This is a genomic window from Rubinisphaera italica (assembly GCF_007859715.1).
GTDB classification, from domain to species: Bacteria; Planctomycetota; Planctomycetia; order Planctomycetales; family Planctomycetaceae; genus Rubinisphaera; species Rubinisphaera italica.
This window is the reverse complement of record NZ_SJPG01000001.1, coordinates 6,075,275-6,094,819: the sequence shown is the minus strand read 5'-3', so window position 1 is coordinate 6,094,819 and position 19,545 is coordinate 6,075,275. Positions and strand designations below refer to the sequence as shown.

Sequence of the window (19,545 nt, the reverse complement as noted above, 5' to 3'; positions counted from 1 at the left end):
ACACCGCGCGACCCCTTCTCAATGTCCGTCTTGCGCATTCTCGTTGGCTGGATGGTGTTTTATACAACACTCATCTGGGGAATGCGGCTGGAGGCGTTCTTTAATGTCGATGGCTTCAATTCGATGGAGATGATTAACAAAAATCTCCTCACGAATGAAGGTCCGTTTGCGATGTCGTTCTGGTATTGGGTGCCCGAAGCCTGGGTCTATCCGGTCCATTACCTCAGCCTGGCAATCACTTTCTGCTTCATGATTGGCCTGTACACGCGAGTGACTTCGATCTTGTCACTAATTGTGGTGATCTCGTATGCCTACCGCGCACGTTATGCCAATTATGGGCTCGATCAGATCAACGCCATCCTGACATTATATCTCTGCATTGCACCGAGTGGCACTTACCTCTCTGTCGATCGCTGGTTGAAAAAACGTCGCTCGCCTGATGGAGTTCTTCCAATCGTTCAACCGACACTGGCCACGAATATCGCCACACGGATGACGCAGTTACATTATTGTGTCATCTATCTGGCAGCGGGAATGGGTAAGTTATTCGGCGATACCTGGTGGGATGGCTCAGCCATGTGGCGCGGCTTTGCCAATGCGGAATATCAATCGTTCGATTTAACCTGGTTGGCATATTTCCAACCCATTACAGAAATGATTACGCACACGACCGTCGCCTGGGAATTGTCCTTTGCATTTCTCATCTGGCGACCATTAGCGCGTCCGATCATTCTGCTCATGGGAGCAGGGATGCATTTCGGAATCGGTCTCTTCATGGGGATGTGGACCTTCGGCTTCTGCATGATGTTCGGCTATGTCACATTTCTCGATCCGATCAAATTCAAGCATGTCCTCGAATATTTCTGCAGAACATCCTTTGGTATGAGTTCACTTGAAAATCAGGATTCGCTGACCGAGACATCTCGCAAACACAATACGAAGTCTCCATTGCCGGCTGATTATCATCAGGGAGTACTCTCGGACCGAGACCCGGAAACCTCTCAGAAAACAATTCGCGATCTGAAAAAGCAAGGTTACGAAACAGCGGGTCATTAAGAAACTGAATATAATCGCCAAGACGCCAGGTTCAGCAAAAAATGAAATCAGAGATCAAACTCTCTATTCCTTGGCGTCTTGGCGGTTCATCAAAATAATACTGAAGTGAAAGCCTTTTCCAGTACGGAATAGAGGACGATTGTGATGTTGGAAAAATGGACGACTCTGGTCATTACAATGGCTGCGCTGGGAATTTCCGGCTGCACCAATGGTGAAGATAACCCCATGGTGGGACGTCACAAAGCATTGATCGCCTACCAGGAAGGCGATTACGAACGAGCAATCAAACTGCGTGAGGAAGTGCTCGAAAAGCATCCTGACTATCCGTTTTTATGGGAAGTCCTCTACGAACAGGGAGTCGCCTATCTGGATATGGATCAGCCGGAAAAAGCTCTGCCTTATTTTGATCGGACGATTGAAATTGATCCCGAATACAACTTTGCTTACATCCGTCGAGCCGAATGCTACGACATGCTCGGCAATTTCGAGGCTGCTTTGGCTGATGGAAACAAAGCACTCGAAGTCAGCCGAATCAGCAGTGAATTTGCGGATCTGTTTTTGACACGTGGCAACGCATACTCCCAAAATGGGGAGCAAGAAATGGCCGCCCAGAACTGGGAAGTTGGTTTAAAAATTTCTCCCGGCATGGTCCCTTTACTCTATCGCCTCTCAGGATTTTACCTGCGTACAGATCGTGTGGAAGAAGCCCTCGAACTGATCGATCGTTCCCTCGAAGTTGAAAATCAGGATCCCGAAGTGAACCTGATGCGAACAATTGCTCTGGCTCGTCTGGACCGAATGGACGAAGCCGAGGAAGCGTTGATGCGAACTCAAAAAGTGAACACCGAAAATCAGGATAATCACATCGAAGTCCCTGCTTCTCTTCAGGAATTGATGCAGAATATACAAGGCGCAAGAACCTCAGCCGAAATCCCGCAAGCACCAATGCCACTGCCTGAAGTGGTCGATTCTCAGAGCCAGCAGAAGCAGGCGTTTGAAGTCAGCCGGAAGTATTTGATTTCACAGGGATATCAGTGTGAAGAGAAACCAGAGGAAAACCTGCAGTTTATCAGTTGCAAACTGGACGATGAATCCTATTCGATTCGCGTCAAATCGGTCGCGGATGCCCAGGCTGACAGCTTCGGTCTGACCGATGCGGAACTCGAAGAAATGATGCAACAATCTCCACCTGCGGGATTGATCGTCGTCACCGGAATCGATGCAGCTACACCTGAGGCTCAACGAAATCCAACCGGCCGCGTCGCAGCCTTCACAAAAAGCTGGCGACCAGATCCGACTCGACTTTCACCGATTGCCTATCGTTACCCATTGCCAAAACCGGAAGAGTAATTGGTAATCCGACCGACTCGAGTCATTGCTGACTCGGCTCGCCGATGACGAACAAAAACGATCCTTCAATGAATTGCCGAAGGATCGTTTTGTGTTTGATCAATTACTATCTCCGACAGGATTAAGCCGCGTCGGCATCGTAGTAGTTGGAAATACGATTCGAGACCGGCAGCTTGAGGATGTTGGCCTCTTCTTCCAGTCGGTATCGCATGATGTAGGCATCTTCGCTGGTGTCGTCGTAATGCTTCCGCAATACCGTGACGGCCATGAAATCCTGTTTTTTGAAGAACAGTTGAGCGGAGAGATTTCGCTCACGAACTTCAAGCAGGATTTCGCGACGGCGTTGCAGCGAAAGCTTGTCGACCAGGCGCTCGACCATTTTCGTGCCGATGCCTTTGCGAGCATACTGTTTGCCAACAGCAAAATTAAGGACATGTAGATTGGATTTGTGCAGTTCGTAAATCATGAAACCAACGATTTCATGATCGACCTCGGCTACCATGCCGATGCAGTTGCGTTGACGCAGAATGCACAAAAACTCTTCTTCGGTCCAAGCGTACTCAAAACTCTCTTGCTCAATAGCCAGTACTTCGGGCATGTCCCGACGAATCAACCAACGAATCTGTAGAGAAGATTTTGGATCACTAAGATGACTGAAACTCACCGCGGCCTCCTTGCCCATCGATAGGTATCTGATGCCGGAGGTGAATGCTGTCTCCGGGTGTCATACTGACGTAGTGATATCAGCATTCTGAAATTCTGGCAAGACTACCGATACCTTTTGTAAGAGTTACCTCTAATTATCTCGACATTTTTTGCATGCGACATTTGCTCCAAATTGTTTCACACACAGAAGTTTAGCAAATTTCGATAAAATCGAAATTTATTTGGGGAGAGATGCTCATCCAGGCATGTAACCGGGAACATGTGGAGAATTTTGCTCAGACGACGGCAAATCCGTAGAGAATTTTATCATTCAATCGCGGCGATCTGCGGGAGAACAAATCCAAACCAGTAATTTAAGCGTTTCTGCGACAGCAATTGGCTGAGCGAAATGCTCTAAGCCAGCTCTAACTGTTTAGCCATCGCTTTGCGTTCCTGAATCAGATCTTTAATTTTACAGCGGCAGCACATGCACCCCGTTCCCGCTTCTGTCATGCGGGCAACTTCTTCAATCGTCTCGGCTGAAAAGATATCAATCGCCTGTTCCACCGTTTTGCGGGGAATTCCGAGGCATCGACAAAGGATTTGCTGATCGGACACGGGCTTTACCTCAAATTGGAAATTCAAAATTGGGGTGGGCTATGGGGTCAGTTGTGAACTGAATGTGGCATCTCTTAATGAGACTGAGTCTCAGTTCCAATGTATTGTTCCGATAGAGAATGAATGAGTCAATCGTTTTTGTCAAAAAATTGGCAGGAAAAGGTAAAATCATTCAAGAGTGTTGATGGGAATATCAGTGGGATTTCCTGTTTATTGATCTGCCTCCAGTGTGCGGAATAATCCACAAAGCCCTTGCATTCCTCACGTTGCGACTTTCATGCACGAACTCTTGTTTTCCTTTTTGAAGAGTTAGTGGATGCTCCCATCTGGTCAACCTATGTTTAAGATATTCACGGGGCTTCGTGATTAATCATGCGGATTCCTCACCACGATTGGAACTGAGTTACAAGAAATCCGAGTTATTTGCGGAGCAGAATTGATGCGTTGGCAGTTGAAATCATTCATTCTTCGACAATTGAGCGTGATGCCCGGTGGAAAATCAGCCTATTTAACAATTCAAAGAATTCTGGGCACAACACGTCCTCAGCCACGTCGCGATTTCACACGGGCGATAGAGCTGATTGAACTGATTCGGGAAACCGGTCAGCAGATTAACGGCACTTCCTGTTACGAGGTGGGGACAGGCTGGCATCCCTATACACCGCTCGCATTTTATCTGGCAGGAGCCGAACAGATTGAGACAGTCGATGTGAACCCCTGGTTGTCGCTGGATTCCGCCCGAAAGGCCATCGCAGCTGCGGAACCTCATCTCGAATGGCTGTGTGAGTCTTTACAGCTCGACAAAGATGAAGTCTGGAGCCGCTACCGGAAAATCAATCTTCAGGCAAAATCCCTGTCCCAATTACTGGAAACGATGAACTGTCGATACGTTTACCCGGGTGACGCAACCAATACTCCTCATCCACCACAATCTTTTGATTTTGTGGTCAGTTCCAATGTGCTCGAACATATTCCGGAAGAGATCCTGAAAAATATCGCCAAAGAAAGTTGGCGGATTTTGAATCCGGGTGGATTGGCTGTGCATCGATTCAACCCTGGAGACCATTACGCCAACGATGATTCCCGGGTAAGCACCGGCAATTTTCTGAAATTTTCCGAGAACAAATGGAAGCCGCACGGCTCTGGCCTGGCGTATCACAATCGACTGCGTTGCAGTCAATATTCACAAATTTTCCGCGAAGCAGGCTATTTGAGCCTGATTGAAAAAACGCGGGTCGATGAGCGGGTGTTACAGGAAATTACGAACGGCAAGCAGGAACTGTCGCCAGAATTTCAAGAATTTGCTCCGGCAGACCTCGCCTCCGACTACATGTGGACAGTCGGCATGAAAGCCAACGTGAACGCTGATAATGACTTCCCAGCCAATCGGGATTACATCGTCCAGCAAACACCAAAGCACCGCACAGGCAACGCCTGATTCTGCAGAGAAAAGACATTTTGATTCACGCACAGGCTTCCAAGCTGAACTACCCTTCACATAGTGATATGGCTTGCATTCCTTCTCCCTGGAGATCATGTCTGCAGAATTAGTTTGTTCTTGGAAATCATGCACGCAGGGTGTGTATAAACAGAGTGAAGGGGGCTTCAGATGCTGACATTACAAGTCGGATTCTGGCTTTGCGTTGGGTTAATCCTTTACAGTTATCTCATTTATCCGATGATGTTGGCTGTCGCAGTACGGCTGCAAAACCCCCAAACATCGGCACCAGAAACTTGCGAAATTCCCGTCGAAAGTTGGCCGCGAATCTCTCTGATTATTGCCGCCTATTGTGAAGAGAATGTCATTCTGCAGCGATTGCACAATGCTTTAATGCTCGACTACCCGGCTGATCGCATCGAAATTCTGATCGGCGTCGATGGAGATCTTGATGCAACTGGGGAGATTGTCGCTTCCATTCCCGATGACCGCATTCGTTTACTGCAGTTTCCAGTGCGTCGTGGCAAAGCCTCAGTATTGAATGACTGTTTTGCAGCAGCAACCGGAGAAATTTTACTCTTTTCCGATGCCAATACCTTCTGGGACAAAGATGCAGCGAAACAACTCGTGCGACATTTCACCAAAAACAGTGTCGGCGGAGTTTGCGGACGTCTCATTCTGACGGATGCAGACGGCGGGACAAATTGTGATGGCCTCTACTGGCGATACGAAAACCAGCTCAAAGAATGGGAAGGCCAACTTGGGGCATTACTGGGCGCTAATGGAGCCATTTACGGAATCCGTAAGAATCTCTATCAACCGATTCCCCCTCAAACCATTATCGATGATTTCCTGATCGGCATGCGAATCCATCAGCAGGGCTCTCGTTTTCTTTATGAGCCGAACGCAATCGCCCGCGAAGAAACCGCACCAACGATCAGCGACGAATTCAAAAGACGTTCCCGTATTGGAGCAGGTGGCTTTCAATCGCTGGCCTGGTTGAGTTCACTTTTACTTCCCCATTATGGCCTGGTCAGTTGGGCATTCTGGTCGCACAAAGTTCTCCGCTGGATTTGCCCGGCTGCAATGCTGGTCGCGTTAGTCAGCAACTGGTTTCTGGCGGTCACGCCGCCGTATCAGGCCTTGTTATTGCTTCAGTCAGGTTTCTATCTGGCAGCTTTATGCGGAGCGATGTCCATTCTTCCCGGACCACTGGGAAAACTGTCACGCGTACTCTGGATGTTCGTGAATATGAACGCGGCTCTGGCAAGCGGCTTCTGGAAATGGCTTTCACAATCACAGTCAGCAACCTGGAAACGGACCGATCGATCTGAAACGGAAACAGAATCGAAGCCAGAATTTGTGGCTTCTGTAAAATAACATTTTCGGAGTCATTTTAATTTTGAAAGATCGGAACAAGTGAGTCCCCAGAGGACTCCTTTCTTCTGAGGACTCCAGTTCCGTTACCGTGCATGAACATCTTCAGATGTCGGTTGCACGATGAATTATCAACGCAAAAAGCGACCCCAAATTCAGGCCGAAGCCAGGATTCGAGGCCGCAGTGCGAGACCGAATTTGTCACACGCTTTCAGAACATCATGAATCGCTGCTGAATCATGATGAGAAAACGTTCGGTCTGCAGGAGATTTTCTCAACAGGGGCTTCCCACTTAAATAACTGGGACAGGTGTTCTGGGATTCTGCTCGCATTCATGATCAGGCTCTTCTGCTACAGGCGGCTCACCAGCAGGACGTCCAGGATTTTCACTGACGGGCGTTTCGCTCTCGCTTCCTCCACCATTTTCTTCTTCCTGATGACGTTGGAACATGTAGAAGAATTCAGGAAAATCGATCGCACGATCCTTGTCCAGATCGATGATGGCAAAGCGGCGTATCAGCCATTTGGGAGACTCATCGGGAGTAATCAAATGATCCCGATTTTGATCGATGCGACGAAACAGTTCGTGAGCCTGCCGCTCGAGACGCCCCCCTTCCCGTTCCGGGGGTTGTGCTTGAATGTCGGAAGCGAAAATGAATTGAGCAATTCCAATGAGAATAAGAGATCGCATAGCCGAGACTCCGTTTTGATTAGGATGTTTCAGTCTTGCAGAGAAGCAAGGCTGGAATATCTATGGAAACGGAATCGCAAGAGATGTTCTACAGGATTCTACGAGATTTAGAAAAGTGACTACTGCTCGGGGACCTTGATGGATTCGATCATCTTGACGACTTCTTCTTCATTCCACTTTTTCTCATCAACGATCAGCAGAAAGAAAACTTTGCTGCCTCCTTTGCCAGGCAGGATCGCGCGGACCTGACGGACTTCACGTTTCTTATTGGCTGGCTGAGCCTCCTCGTTCTCATCAGCAGGCACTGCAACCTCAGTTCCTTCCTCGGCTGGTATCGTTCCTTCTTCAGGTGCAATAACCTCAATATTCTCAATATTCTCAATATTCTCAATATTCTCAATATTCTCAATATTCTCATTTTCAACAACGATCTCATCTTCAATAACTTCAGCCATACCCTCTTCGGCTTTCACGCGACCATGCAGAAAAGTAAATTCCACTGGTTTCCCACCGATTTCAAATTCCTTGACTTCAGTGCTCAGGACTTCCATTTCAGAGTCATTCGCTTCTTTTTTGATTTCTTCGCTTATCTTATCGAAAAAATCCTGATTCTGTGCCAATTGGCCACTCAGTCCTGCCACAATCAGCACACCGCCATTGTCATCAATCTCCATGAAAGATCCTCTCACTTTCACGAAAGAAAATACATCCATATTGATGGCGGCTTCTGGTTTGTAAGTCTCTGGCAGTTCGATATCGATCAACTCATCGAGATTTGCCTTGGCGGTGACAGGATTGTTCTCGAAAGTGGGAGCCATGGAGTACAGCGAGATCCCGATTCCGCAGCAGCAAAGCATCGTCATGCCGCCAGCCACAGCTAACATAATCAGAACGAAACGGAGACCGCAGCCACTCGATTGTTTTTCGCGAGGCTGCTCCCCTTCGGGACGAAACAGATCATCATCACCAGTTGACATGACGTTTACTTCTATCGATAAGAACTCAGTTGCTATTTGACACTGTTCTTATGATATGACATTCCAGGGGAATTTCTATCCAAATCCCATTTAAGCACGAAATGCAAACACGAGAGAGCCCTGAAACGAACAAAAGCCTCCACAAATTGAGGAGGCTATTGTCATCTATAATGATCAGGGCTGGAATTCAGACCTGTTTTCTGGGCAGAGCAATCGAGTAAAGCATTGTTACCGAACCGAGGGCCAATAACGAGAAGGGCATCCATTCGGGTGGAGCCAGTTCATATTGCTGATTGGCATTGGCGGTCATGAATTCGCTCAGGACAGGAACCTGAGCCGGTTGATCGTAGCCTTCGTTGAAGACAACTCGATCCACCATCAAAAACGTGCCTCCGCAGAGCACGACAAACATTCCAATTGAAAAAAATGCGGAGCGAATCATATCTGCAATATGTTTCCAGACTTGAGGAAGAAGACCTGCATCAATTTAGCAGGTCGGCAAGAAAAGTATCGGCAGAGATTCTGGTTTCAGTGGAGCAGGTTTAGCCATTTGATCACTTTTCATCGCTTGCAGTTCCGAATGTGACGGCTATGCTTGGAACTCTGTTAAGTCCGGTTGTACTGTTGGAAAAACTTCAGGACTTGAACTTGGTAGTGCTCTTTCGAGCTTTAAATGTCGCCCTCAAATCGATATTCCGCAGGTAGTTTGCCTGCTCCAGAATTCTGAACGTACACGACATTTAGCGATAGTTGGAATAGTAGGGTGCGTCTTGACGCACCGTGCTGCAGAGGTCGATCTGATACGGATCGAGTCTGATTATTTTGGAACTTTCGAAACCAACGATGACAGATAGGAATCATCCCTACTGATATCGCCGATCATCAATATTTATTCACCGCTACCATTCGGTGCGTCAGGACGCACCCTACAGGTGCAAGTTCATTAAGAAAGCAATTCGATGCGTGCAAATCTGGTTCTGTTACCTGGAGATGGAATTGGCCCTGAAATCGTAGCCGAGGCGGAAAAGGTCCTCAAATTTATCGCCAGCGAACATGGACACGAATTTGACATCACCACCGGCGAAATCGGCGGCTGCGCCATCGATGCTTATGGCGACCCTCTCCCCGAAAAAACATTGGAACCGTGCCGCAATGCCGATGGCATTCTGCTCGGAGCGGTTGGCGGCCCCAAATGGGATGATCCCAACGCGAAAACCCGTCCGGAAGTCGGCCTGCTCAAAATCCGCAAAGAACTCGGCCTGTTCGCCAATCTTCGTCCGATCAAACCTTACGCAGCCCTAATTGATGCTTCGCCGCTGAAAAAGCATATCATTGAAGGGGTCGACATTCTTTTCGTTCGCGAACTGACCGGTGGGATCTACTTCGGAGATTCGCGGTCGTGGGAAGAAAACGGCGAAACCGTCGCCACCAACGAAATGACGTATCGCACTTCGGAAATTGAACGCGTTGTTCGAGTCGCTGCCAAAGCCGCGCAAACTCGCAATAAACATCTCACCTCGGTCGACAAAGCCAACGTCCTCGAAGTGTCTCGATTGTGGCGAAAAACAGCGGAAAACGTCGTCAAAAAAGATTTCTCAGATCTGAAATACGATGTCGTCCTCGTCGATGCGATGGCCATGCATCTCATTTCCCGCCCACGCGATTTCGATGTCGTTGTGACGGGCAACCTGTTCGGTGACATTCTGACCGATGAAGGCTCGATGCTCCCCGGCTCCCTTGGTTTACTTCCTTCGGCTTCCCTCGGAGAAGATGGCCCCGGTCTTTACGAACCAATTCACGGCTCTGCTCCTGACATCGCAGGCAAGGGCATCGCCAACCCACTCGCCACCATTCTCGCAGCCGCCATGATGCTCAGGCACTCCCTCAACCTGATCGAAGAAGCCGACCGCATTGAAGCGGCTGTGGAATCGGTCCTGAACGCAGGACATCGCACAGCCGACATCGCCGCTGGCGGCAAGTCTCTCGGAACTGTGGAAATGGGAGAGAAAGTACTGGAAGCGTTGAAGGGGTAATCGGCATACAAGCACGATGATCCAATCGCATGTTTTATCACGTGGACAACATACGGGACTTGGTTACCGGGTGATGAGCGAGGCTCTTGGCATTCTGGAGAACTTCTCGACCCGAATGAGCTATTCCGAGAGATGGCGGTTTCAGAAATGAAGGAATCACCATTCATTTTGAATGGTGATGATCGAAAAACAGTTGGCCAAACAATCCAAAGACATTGTGAAATCAGGAAATGGCAATTATTCGCATTGAGCGTAAGAACGAATCATGTTCATGTTGTGGTTACTGCACCTGGGTATGAGCCACTTACAATTTCTCATCAATTTAAAGCATGGTGCTCTCGAAAGCTGAAATCAACTCAGAAAAATCGTCAGCGATTCTGGACAGAGGGAGCAAGTCGTCGGTTCCTTAACAATACTAATCAGCTGGAATCGGCTGTGAAATATGTATTGGAAGCTCAAGACCGTCGACATTGATTTCATACAAGCACGAAGCGCAAGCGAGTGTGTTAATTACGTACATTTGACACACTCGCTTGCGCTTCGTGCTTGTATGTCTTAAGCGGCTCGACGATCCTGATTCCCATCATCCAGATAATTACGAACAAGACTCACATCGCATTGCAGGCAACGGGCGATTTCTTCATCGGCCAGCCCTGCCTGCCGTAGTTCTGTAATGCGTGCCAGTGAGTTCTCATCGAGTGATCCGGCTTTGTTCTCGGGAACGCGATCCGCTCGCGAGAGATTCAGCAAATCTTCCAGACGATCAATTTCTGACTCGGCATCAATGATCAAACGATCGAGCACATTGAGCGTTGTCTCGACCCTGCCTTCGACTTCGCGGCCGTAATCGAACAGACGAACTTCCATTTCGTGCAGAAGTCCTTCAGGAGATTTCGATTTCTTCTGCTGTTCGCGTTCGTTTTCGCGGAGAGGATCTCGACGCGCAATTCGATTCCGACTGGCAGACCCTCGCCACATCAGCATCCCACTGGTCAGCAGGATCCCAGCCGCAAGAGCAAGTGTGAGTTCGAGTTCGGTGAACATGATAGTCGCTAGTCGTTAGTTAATAGTGAATAGAGTTCTGTAACAAGCTGGATTCGGATTCACTCGTCTCTTGTTAATTAATAAGACAAAACACTCTGGCCTCTGGGCACTATACATTTGTCAGTGATCGTGATCGTGATCGTGATCGTGGCGATGAACGTCCGTCTTGTGAGTCTTCGGCTGCGAAGTTGGTTCTACAAAATTGCCTTGAGCGGCTCGATAGACTTCTCTCAGTGGGACTTCGTGTTTCGCTGCTGCCTGGGCGCAGTCTTCAAATTCCGGTTGAAACCAGGCGGTGCGTCCGACCGGGTTGGTCAGTTTTCCCCGGATGGAGCCGTAAATGGTATCAACTGTTATCACTTCCCTTGCCAGTATGCTGCGTTCGAGTTGTGTGATGCGGATTCCCAGGGTGCCAGTTTGTTCGAAGAGAATCGCTTTCATCTTGTCCGACTGCGATGGTTTGCAGAGCACGCTGAATAAGGTGCCGGGCCGATTCTTTTTCATCTGAATGGCTGTGGAATAAACATCGAGAGCCCCGGCTTTTTCGAGAAGTTCTCGGGAGTAGCCAATCGTCTCGGCTGTTGTGTCATCCAGATTGGTTTCGAGCAGAGTGACTGTTTCCTGATTCGGTGTCTCGATCGATTCTCCCACGAACAGTCTGAGCAGATTGGCGCGCTGCGGGAAAGTTTTTGTGCCGGAGCCGTAGCCGATTTGCTCGATGGTCATTGGAGGTCGATGGCCAAAACGATCGACCAGCACTTTGACGATAGCCGCTCCCGTCGGCGTGGTTAACTCAGCTTCGACGGGTACATCCTGAAGTGGAATCCCTTTGAGGATTTCAGCCGTTCCCGGAGCCGGCACGGGGCAGATGCCGTGATCGATATTAATCAATCCGTAACCGGTCGGAATGGGACTACAATGCACCTGATCGACCTTGAGCAAATCAAACCCGATTGCCGCTCCGATGATATCGACAATCGAATCGATTGCTCCGACTTCATGAAAGTGGACTTTATTAATGCTTGAACCGTGCACGCAGGCTTCAGCTGTGGCAATCGCTTCAAAGATTTTCAGAGCCAGTTCTTTTTGTGAAGGCGTGATGACTGCGGAACGATTGAGAATTTCGTGAATATCCGAAAGATGCCGATGAGCATGTTGTTCGGGATGTTTCACTGTGACCGCTGTCGCCGCAAATCCACCTTTGATGACTTTCTCAACATGCAGTTCGACACCATCGAGTTTCAGGGAATCAATCCCGGCTCGAATTTCATCTGCATCGACGCCAGCATCGATCAGAGCGCCGAGCGTCATGTCGCCACTGATCCCCATCTGACATTCAAGATAAGCCGTTCGCATTGGTTTTGGTCAATCGTCGTAATACAACTGCCATCACTGGCAGGGTTCAACTGGAATTCGATACTCTATTCCGTAGTCTAATACAGTCTCACAATTGCCTGAAGTCCAATTTGAAAGCTCCGCTTTGTCTGAATTTGCCTCTTCCAACTGGAAAAGAATCTGTGTTTTTGCCGGGTCGCAGCCAGGAAATGCTCCTGAATTTCAGGCAGCCGCGGTCGAACTGGGCCGGAAAATCGCGGAAAACGGCTGGTCTCTCGTCTTCGGCGCAGGGAGTGTCGGCTTGATGGGGCTGATTGCTGATGCAGTTCTGCAGGACGGTGGAGAATCCATTGGTGTGATTCCTGAATTTCTAGCCACCAAAGAACTGCTTCATCCGGGATTGACCCACGTTCACATCACGGAAGATATGCACACCCGAAAAGCAAAAATGGCCGAACTGTCGGATGCGTTCATCGCCTTGCCGGGAGGATTGGGGACTTTTGAAGAGTTTTTCGAGGTAATGACCTGGGCACAACTGGGCGTCCATTCGAAACCGATCGGCTTGCTGAATGCGAATCGGTTTTATGATCCCGTTGTCAATCTGATCGATCATGCCGTTGAAACCGGGTTTGTCAGAAAAGAGCATCGGGAACTGATTTCCGTCGCCCCCACGACGGATGAACTCCTGACTGCTATGCTGCATCATAAAAATCCAGACATCCCGAAATGGTTCGATCTGGACGAAACGTAACGAAAGCGGAAGACGGAAAGCGGAAAGCCGTCAATCTTTCACCCTGGACTCTGGACCATAGACCCTAGACTAACCACATGCATCCCTCTGCTCTGCCTGAAGAAGAATTATTGCTCGATTGTCAGATCAAACGTCAGCGACGGAGCGGTCCTGGGGGGCAGCATCGGAATAAAGTGGAGACAGCGATTCGGATTCTGCACCAGCCGACCGGACTCTCTGCTCAGGCAAGTGAGCGACGTTCTCAAGCGGAAAACCAGAAACAGGCCATCGAAAGATTGCGGATTCAGCTGGCACTCAACTTTCGCAACGCGGAAAAAGGGGATGAGCTTTCCCCGAGCGAATTGTGGCAATCCCGGGTTCAGGGTGGAAAAGTTGTGGTCAGTCCACATCATGCTGTTTTTGCAGCCTTACTGGCCGAGGCGATGGACCAACTGCTGGCTTGCAACTGGGATCACAAACAGGCAGCGGAACGCCTGGGAATTACGAGTTCGCAGATCATCAAATTTATAAAACTCGAACCGGAGGCCCTCAAATTGCTCAATCAGCATCGCAATGAACAGGGAATGAAGGGTTTGACCTGATCAGGCGAGCCGAATCAATCAAAACCGAGTGGGTTGCTGGAGTCGTAGCGAAGCGAAGCCCCCAGAGCGTGCGTTTTGAAGTAGCACATTTGGCATTTTTTCGTATTAAATTTGATTATGAAGTGTGTGCCACGGCTCTGTGAGCCGTGTTTTCCAGCGTTGTGGCATCAGAAGCGTTAAAAATAATTAGATCGCACTATACACGGCTCACAGAGCCGTGGCACGATGTATCAACGCATTTTTTTGTCTTCCACCTGCATATTTACAGAAAGTGCAACTTTAAAAAGCGTTGGATTCTCTCCGTTTCGACACACTCGCTTCCGCTTCATACTCGCCTTGCCCTCCTGCCATGATGGCAGTTTTGACATTCCTCGTGATCCGCCCCACTTTGTCAGAATTCCCCGTGCCAATTCATAATCCCTTGAATTTATGATCGAAATAAGATTATTCCCCTCCGGGATTAATCTTATTTCACATTGGCACACGAGTTGCGTCTAATCTCATTCAAGCAAATATACGCCTGCAGAATTGTCAATAATGGCAGGCGATGATATTCAGTTCTATTTCTCAAGTTGACATCAGGAGCATGTCCCATGGCAGCGAGTACGGCAGTGAAAATTGTTCCCTTAGGCGATAAAGTCGTTTTGAAACGTCAAGAAGCCGAAACGACAACGAGCGGCGGTATCGTCTTGCCGGATTCTGCTCAGAACAAACCGCAACGAGGCGAAGTGATCGCGATTGGCGATGGTCACGTGAAAAGCGACGGCACAAAGATCCCTCTGACCGTCAAAGAAGGCGATAAAGTCATCTTCAGTTCCTACGCTGGCGACGAGATCAAAGTCGGCGACGAAGATTACCTGCTCCTCCGCGAAAGCGATATCCTCGCAACCTTCTAGGTTGTCTGGAGTTAGTCAATCGCACCCCAGTCATCACTGACTGGGCTCGCCACCCTACAATTGAAACATTTAATTCCTACAAAGAGATCAGGAGAATATTGAAATGGCAAAAATGATTGCTTTCGATCAGGAAGCACAAGAAGCGATGCGTCGCGGCGTGAGCAAACTGGCTCGAGCCGTCAAAGTGACTCTCGGACCACGCGGTCGTAACGTCATTATCGAAAAAAGCTTTGGCTCTCCAACCGTCACCAAAGACGGTGTGTCTGTTGCCAAAGAAGTTGAGCTTGCAGACAAGTTCGAAGACATGGGCGCTCGCATGGTACGCGAAGTTGCCAGCAAAACGTCCGACGTCGCCGGCGACGGTACAACAACTGCCACCATCATGGCAGAAGCGATCTTCAACGAAGGTCTGAAGTCTGTTGTTGCCGGTGTCAATCCGATCGACATGAAACGCGGTATGGAACAGGCTGTTGCCGACATCACCGAAAATCTGCGTGGCATGGCGATTGAATGTAAAACCAAAAAAGCAATTGCTCAGGTGGGAACTGTCGCTGCTAACGGCGATAGCGAAATCGGTCAGATTCTTTCTGAAGCCATGGACCAGGTTGGCAAAGATGGTGTGATCACTGTCGAAGAAGGCCAGAGCCTGGAAACAAGTTTCGAAGTTGTCGAAGGGATGCAGTTCGATCGCGGATATCTCTCTCCATACTTCGTGACCGATTCCACAAATATGGAAGTCAATTTCGAAGACGCCTATGTGCTGATTCACGAAAAGAAGATTTCCAACATTAAAGACCTCGTTCCTGTTCTGGAAAAGGTTGTTAACTCCGGCAAACCACTGCTGATCATCGCTGAAGATGTCGATGGCGAAGCCCTGGCGACACTGGTTATCAACAAACTGCGTGGCACATTCAATGTCGCAGCCGTCAAAGCTCCTGGCTATGGCGATCGTCGTAAGGCGATGCTGCAGGATATTGCCATTATGGTTGGCGGACAGGCTATCTTTGAAGACCTGGGCATCAAACTGGAAAACATTCAGTTGTCTGATCTCGGTCGCGCCAAGAAGGTTGTTGTCGACAAAGACAACACGACCATCATCGAAGGTGTTGGCAAAACAGCTGATATCAAATCTCGGATCGATCAGATTCGTCGCGAAGCGGAAAACTCAACCAGCGATTACGATCGTGAAAAACTGGAAGAGCGAATCGCGAAGCTTTCTGGTGGTGTGGCTCAGGTGAATGTCGGAGCCGCGACTGAAAGCGAAATGAAAGAGAAGAAAGCCCGCGTTGAAGACGCCCTGCACGCAACCCGTGCTGCTGTTGAAGAAGGAATTCTTCCCGGTGGTGGTGTCGCACTGCTGCGTTCTTCAACTCAAGTGAGCCCGAAGAAATTGAATCACGACGAAAAGGTCGGATACAACATCATCGTGCGTGCTTGCCGTGCTCCGCTGACTCAAATCGCTGATAACGCCGGCCTTGATGGTGGCGTGATCTGCGAAAAAGTAAGCGAACTCGAAGGCAAAGTTGGCTACAACGCCGCTTCTGAAAAATACGAAGACATGGTCAAAGCCGGTGTCATCGATCCTGTCAAAGTGACTCGTACCGCTCTGCAGAATGCCTCTTCGGTTGCCACTCTGCTGCTGACCAGCGACGCTTTGATTGCCGAAGCTCCGAAAGACGAAAAAGGCCACGGTGGAGACGACGATCTCTATTAAGCCGAAACAGCTTTGAGCTGATTTTAATAGAAAGACGCCTTCGCAGGAGGGCGTCTTTTTTTATTGGGTAGACTCATTTCGTTCGCAATTCCAGAGGGTGTCTGTCAAACTTTGAAGTTGACTGCCGAATCAGAGTATTGAGGTAGTACACGGCTTGCTTGCAAATCCCCGGTAAGATTATTGAACAGGAAGGTTTATCACATGTGGAAAATTACGCTCGCTTTTCTGCTGATCGTCACGTCCTCATGGACTTCTGAGTCTCTGCAGGCTGCGAAGAAGTCGCCGAATGTTTTGTTTATTGCGGTTGATGATTTGAACAACTGGGTTGGTCGATTGAAGGGGCATCCTCAGGCGGAGACGCCGAATATCGATCGGCTGACGGAGATGGGGGTTCTGTTTACGAACTGTCATTGTGCGGCTCCGGCCTGCAATCCTTCGCGAGTCGCGTTGATGACCGGACGTCGCCCATCGACCTCCGGCATCTATTTCAATGGCACTCCCTGGAAGCCTGCCCTGGAATCGATGACGACCATTCCTCAGCATTTTCAGAAGCATGGTTATTATGCCCTCGGTTCCGGGAAGATCTACCACAGTGGACACGAACCTTCCTGGAACGAATACGCTCCCTCAAAAAGCAAGCACACCTTTGGCGCTGATTTCAAATTTCCTCACAACGTGAATGGCTTGAACAAATCACACTTCGACTGGGGCGGGATTCCACAATCTCCTGAAGAAATGCCGGATAGCAAAACTGTCGATTATGTGATTGGGCAGTTAAACAAAGACTGGGATCAGCCTTTCTTCCTGGCATGTGGGATCTACCGACCGCACCTGCCCTGGTATGTGCCTCAGGAGTTCTTTGATAAGTATCCGCTCGAAGAGATTGTTTTGCCGGAAACGCTGGATAATGATCTGAATGATGTTCCCAAAGCGGGCCTGAAAATGGCCAAGCCGGAGGGAGATCATGCGGCTGTCGTCAAAGCGGATGAATGGAAAAAAGGAGTGCAGGGATATCTGGCTTCAATCGCCTTTACCGATCAGATGATTGGCCGGGTTCTGGAAGCCTACGAAAAATCTCCGCAGCGAGAGAACACGATTCTCGTCTTCTGGACCGATCACGGCTGGCATCTGGGGGAGAAAGAACACTGGCGGAAATTCGCCCTGTGGGAAGATGCGACGAATGTCCCCCTGGCGATTGTGCTGCCTGATATGGAACAAGCTGGCAAAACGTGTGATGTCCCCTGTAATCTGATCGATCTCTATCCGACGCTGATCGACATCTGTGGTTTGAAACCGGCGGAAAAACTGGAAGGCAAATCACTGATCAGTTTCCTGGCTGATCCCGATCAAGAGGAAACACGTTACAGTGTGACGACACACGGGCCGAACAATCATGCAGTGCGGTCTGCTGACTGGCGATATATCCGCTATGCCGATGGCTCCGAAGAATTGTACGATCACCGCAGCGATCCGAACGAGTGGCATAACCTGGCAGGCGATGAAAAATTCGCGGCTCTCATCAAGCAACATGCTGCGGAGTTACCGAAAATGAATGTCAAAGAGTTGGCTTCGGGTGGTGAAGAAAAGACCGTCAAAAACAAGAAACGGAAGTCGAACTGAATTGCGTCATCGAATCTGGCTGGTTTTTCTAATCGCTGTCGTCGCTCGTCTGGCGGCTGCCTTTGTACTGAATATGACATTGGATCGTCTCCCCGATCGGAATTATCTGATCGAGGGAGATGCCGATGGGTATTGGATACTGGCACAGAAAATTGTGTCTGGAGAAGACTTTGCACTTTATGAGCCGCCGCGATATGTGATGCGGATGCCCGGCTTCCCGGCTGTGCTGGCGGTTTCAATTTCGATCTTTGGCGAGTCACTCTACGCGGCTCGATATTTCCTAGCCGTCCTGACCAGCTTTGCGGTCTTCCCCGCATACTGGCTGGGGAGTCGGGCAAGAAACTCTTCGACGGGAATCATTGCGGCATTGCTGATTGCTTTGATGCCAGCTTATGTAGGGTTTTCCGTCGCGATCCTGAGCGAATGTCTGTTTGCAACATTCATTGTCTGGAATGTTTGGGCCTTCACTCGCTGGTTGGAAGCGGAAGATGCCTGGAAAAAAGCCCTCGGCTGGGGAGCTGCTTCTGGACTGATCGCAGCAATTGCCGTTTATATTCGTCCCAGTTGGTTGTTGCTGCCCCCTGCCGTTGTACCGGTGATATTGATCTGGGGGAAAGCGGCTCTGCCAAAACGATTCGTCTCATCAGGAGCGATGCTGCTCTGCCTGGTGGGAGCATTACTTCCCTGGGGACTTCGCAATCAGAATGTCACTGGTCATTTCGTTTTGACGACCTTATGGATGGGGCCGAGCTTGTACGATGGTCTCCATCCGGGAGCAACAGGCGATAGCGATATGACTTTTTTCGAGCAGGAACATGTCAACGACCGACTTTCAGAATACGAAGTGAATCAGCACTATAAAGATCGAGCCGTTCAATTTGCGAAAGAAAATCCATGGCGTGCTTTTGAATTGAGTCTGATCAAACTGATCCGCTACTGGAATCTCTGGCCAAACGCGGCTCAGTTTCAGAATACCGCTTTGGTGATCACTTTGGCGGTTAGTAATCTGTTTTTGTTTGTTGGCGCGGGCTGGGGGATCTGGGTTTCTCGCAATCAGTTGTGGCTGGTCATCCTGTGTGTTTTACCCATCCTCTACTTTGCGGCTCTGCACACGCTGTTTGTCAGTTCATTGCGATATCGATTACCGGCCGAGTATCCACTCATTGTGATGACAGCCCTTGGATGGCAGGCGATTTTCCTGCGTTTCAAAAATGAACTACGGATAGACACGGATGAACACAGATGAAATGATACCCGATAGCCTGCAGTGCATGAGGTGAATAGAGCATACAGGAGATACACGGAAGCGAGTGGGGTCAATTCAGGGAAACACATTCGCTTGCGCGTCGTGCTTATATTGTAAGTTATACTGAAAATCTGCTCTCATTCACTCTCTAAAATTCCTCTGTCGATAAATAA

At 49.2% G+C, this 19,545-nt stretch carries 19 protein-coding genes; 12 read left to right on the top strand and 7 right to left on the bottom strand.

Annotated features, from left to right (window positions below; translation table 11 throughout):
* Window positions 1–21 precede the first annotated feature (21 nt).
* Both Pan54_RS23325 and Pan54_RS23320 read left to right on the top strand, forming a co-directional pair.
* Window positions 22–1,056 carry an HTTM domain-containing protein gene (locus Pan54_RS23325; protein ID WP_165441941.1) on the top strand — a complete coding sequence of 345 codons (1,035 nt, stop codon included), beginning with the start codon at window positions 22–24 and terminating at the stop codon, window positions 1,054–1,056.
* A 144-nt stretch (window positions 1,057–1,200) separates the two neighbouring features.
* A complete protein-coding gene (locus Pan54_RS23320) occupies window positions 1,201–2,406 on the top strand; it encodes a tetratricopeptide repeat protein (protein WP_146505840.1) in 1,206 nt (401 codons plus the stop codon).
* A gap of 121 nt (window positions 2,407–2,527) precedes the next feature.
* Here Pan54_RS23320 and rimI read toward each other — a convergent pair whose 3' ends face one another.
* Window positions 2,528–3,070, bottom strand: coding sequence for a ribosomal protein S18-alanine N-acetyltransferase (rimI, locus tag Pan54_RS23315; RefSeq protein ID WP_242631411.1), 543 nt, complete (start codon window positions 3,068–3,070; stop codon window positions 2,528–2,530).
* Between the two features lie 395 nt (window positions 3,071–3,465).
* Complete coding sequence (locus Pan54_RS23310; RefSeq protein WP_165441940.1) at window positions 3,466–3,669, bottom strand: (2Fe-2S)-binding protein; 204 nt, start codon at window positions 3,667–3,669, stop codon at window positions 3,466–3,468.
* 439 nt (window positions 3,670–4,108) lie between these two features.
* Here Pan54_RS23310 and Pan54_RS23305 point away from each other — a divergent pair, with 439 nt between their 5' ends.
* Together Pan54_RS23305 and Pan54_RS23300 are read left to right on the top strand one after the other, a co-directional pair.
* Window positions 4,109–5,107, top strand: coding sequence for a class I SAM-dependent methyltransferase (locus Pan54_RS23305; RefSeq protein ID WP_146505837.1), 999 nt, complete (start codon window positions 4,109–4,111; stop codon window positions 5,105–5,107).
* Between the two features lie 171 nt (window positions 5,108–5,278).
* A complete protein-coding gene (locus tag Pan54_RS23300; protein WP_146505836.1) occupies window positions 5,279–6,487 on the top strand; it encodes a glycosyltransferase family 2 protein in 1,209 nt (402 codons plus the stop codon).
* A gap of 289 nt (window positions 6,488–6,776) precedes the next feature.
* Here the strand turns inward: Pan54_RS23300 and Pan54_RS23295 are convergent, their stop codons facing one another.
* The 3 genes from Pan54_RS23295 to Pan54_RS23280 form a co-directional block, all read right to left on the bottom strand.
* Window positions 6,777–7,175: an EF-hand domain-containing protein gene (locus Pan54_RS23295; RefSeq protein ID WP_146505835.1), complete on the bottom strand. Its 399-nt coding sequence runs from the start codon at window positions 7,173–7,175 to the stop codon at window positions 6,777–6,779.
* 119 nt (window positions 7,176–7,294) lie between these two features.
* Window positions 7,295–8,152, bottom strand: a complete 858-nt coding sequence (locus tag Pan54_RS25990) for a hypothetical protein (RefSeq protein WP_165441939.1) — start codon at window positions 8,150–8,152, stop codon at window positions 7,295–7,297.
* 187 nt (window positions 8,153–8,339) lie between these two features.
* On the bottom strand, window positions 8,340–8,594 hold the full coding sequence (locus tag Pan54_RS23280; protein WP_146505832.1) for a hypothetical protein: 255 nt from the start codon (window positions 8,592–8,594) through the stop codon (window positions 8,340–8,342).
* Between the two features lie 517 nt (window positions 8,595–9,111).
* Here Pan54_RS23280 and leuB point away from each other — a divergent pair.
* Window positions 9,112–10,185 carry a 3-isopropylmalate dehydrogenase gene (gene leuB, locus Pan54_RS23275; protein ID WP_146505831.1) on the top strand — a complete coding sequence of 358 codons (1,074 nt, stop codon included), beginning with the start codon at window positions 9,112–9,114 and terminating at the stop codon, window positions 10,183–10,185.
* A gap of 132 nt (window positions 10,186–10,317) precedes the next feature.
* Window positions 10,318–10,659: a transposase gene (locus Pan54_RS26885; protein WP_146505830.1), complete on the top strand. Its 342-nt coding sequence runs from the start codon at window positions 10,318–10,320 to the stop codon at window positions 10,657–10,659.
* Between the two features lie 81 nt (window positions 10,660–10,740).
* On the opposite strand, the gene Pan54_RS23265 is transcribed toward Pan54_RS26885, so the two are convergent.
* On the bottom strand, window positions 10,741–11,229 hold the full coding sequence (locus Pan54_RS23265) for a hypothetical protein (RefSeq protein ID WP_146505829.1): 489 nt from the start codon (window positions 11,227–11,229) through the stop codon (window positions 10,741–10,743).
* Between the two features lie 120 nt (window positions 11,230–11,349).
* Window positions 11,350–12,585, bottom strand: coding sequence for a nickel pincer cofactor biosynthesis protein LarC (gene larC, locus Pan54_RS23260; protein WP_146505828.1), 1,236 nt, complete (start codon window positions 12,583–12,585; stop codon window positions 11,350–11,352).
* A 124-nt stretch (window positions 12,586–12,709) separates the two neighbouring features.
* Between larC and Pan54_RS23255 the strand changes: the two genes are divergently transcribed.
* The 6 genes from Pan54_RS23255 (at window position 12,710) to Pan54_RS23230 (ending at window position 19,372) form a co-directional block, all read left to right on the top strand.
* Window positions 12,710–13,315, top strand: coding sequence for an LOG family protein (locus Pan54_RS23255; RefSeq protein WP_146505827.1), 606 nt, complete (start codon window positions 12,710–12,712; stop codon window positions 13,313–13,315).
* A 77-nt stretch (window positions 13,316–13,392) separates the two neighbouring features.
* Window positions 13,393–13,896 carry a peptide chain release factor family protein gene (locus Pan54_RS23250; protein WP_146505826.1) on the top strand — a complete coding sequence of 168 codons (504 nt, stop codon included), beginning with the start codon at window positions 13,393–13,395 and terminating at the stop codon, window positions 13,894–13,896.
* Window positions 13,897–14,489: 593 nt separating this feature from the next.
* The gene (groES, locus tag Pan54_RS23245; protein WP_207310210.1) at window positions 14,490–14,792 is read left to right on the top strand and encodes a co-chaperone GroES; all 303 of its coding nucleotides are present in this window, start codon (window positions 14,490–14,492) and stop codon (window positions 14,790–14,792) included.
* A gap of 103 nt (window positions 14,793–14,895) precedes the next feature.
* On the top strand, window positions 14,896–16,506 hold the full coding sequence (gene groL, locus Pan54_RS23240) for a chaperonin GroEL (RefSeq protein ID WP_146505825.1): 1,611 nt from the start codon (window positions 14,896–14,898) through the stop codon (window positions 16,504–16,506).
* 201 nt (window positions 16,507–16,707) lie between these two features.
* Window positions 16,708–18,126, top strand: coding sequence for a sulfatase (locus Pan54_RS23235; protein ID WP_146505824.1), 1,419 nt, complete (start codon window positions 16,708–16,710; stop codon window positions 18,124–18,126).
* Window position 18,127: 1 nt separating this feature from the next.
* Entirely contained in the window at window positions 18,128–19,372 is a 1,245-nt protein-coding gene (locus Pan54_RS23230) for an ArnT family glycosyltransferase (protein ID WP_165441938.1), read from the top strand.
* Window positions 19,373–19,545: the final 173 nt, after the last annotated feature.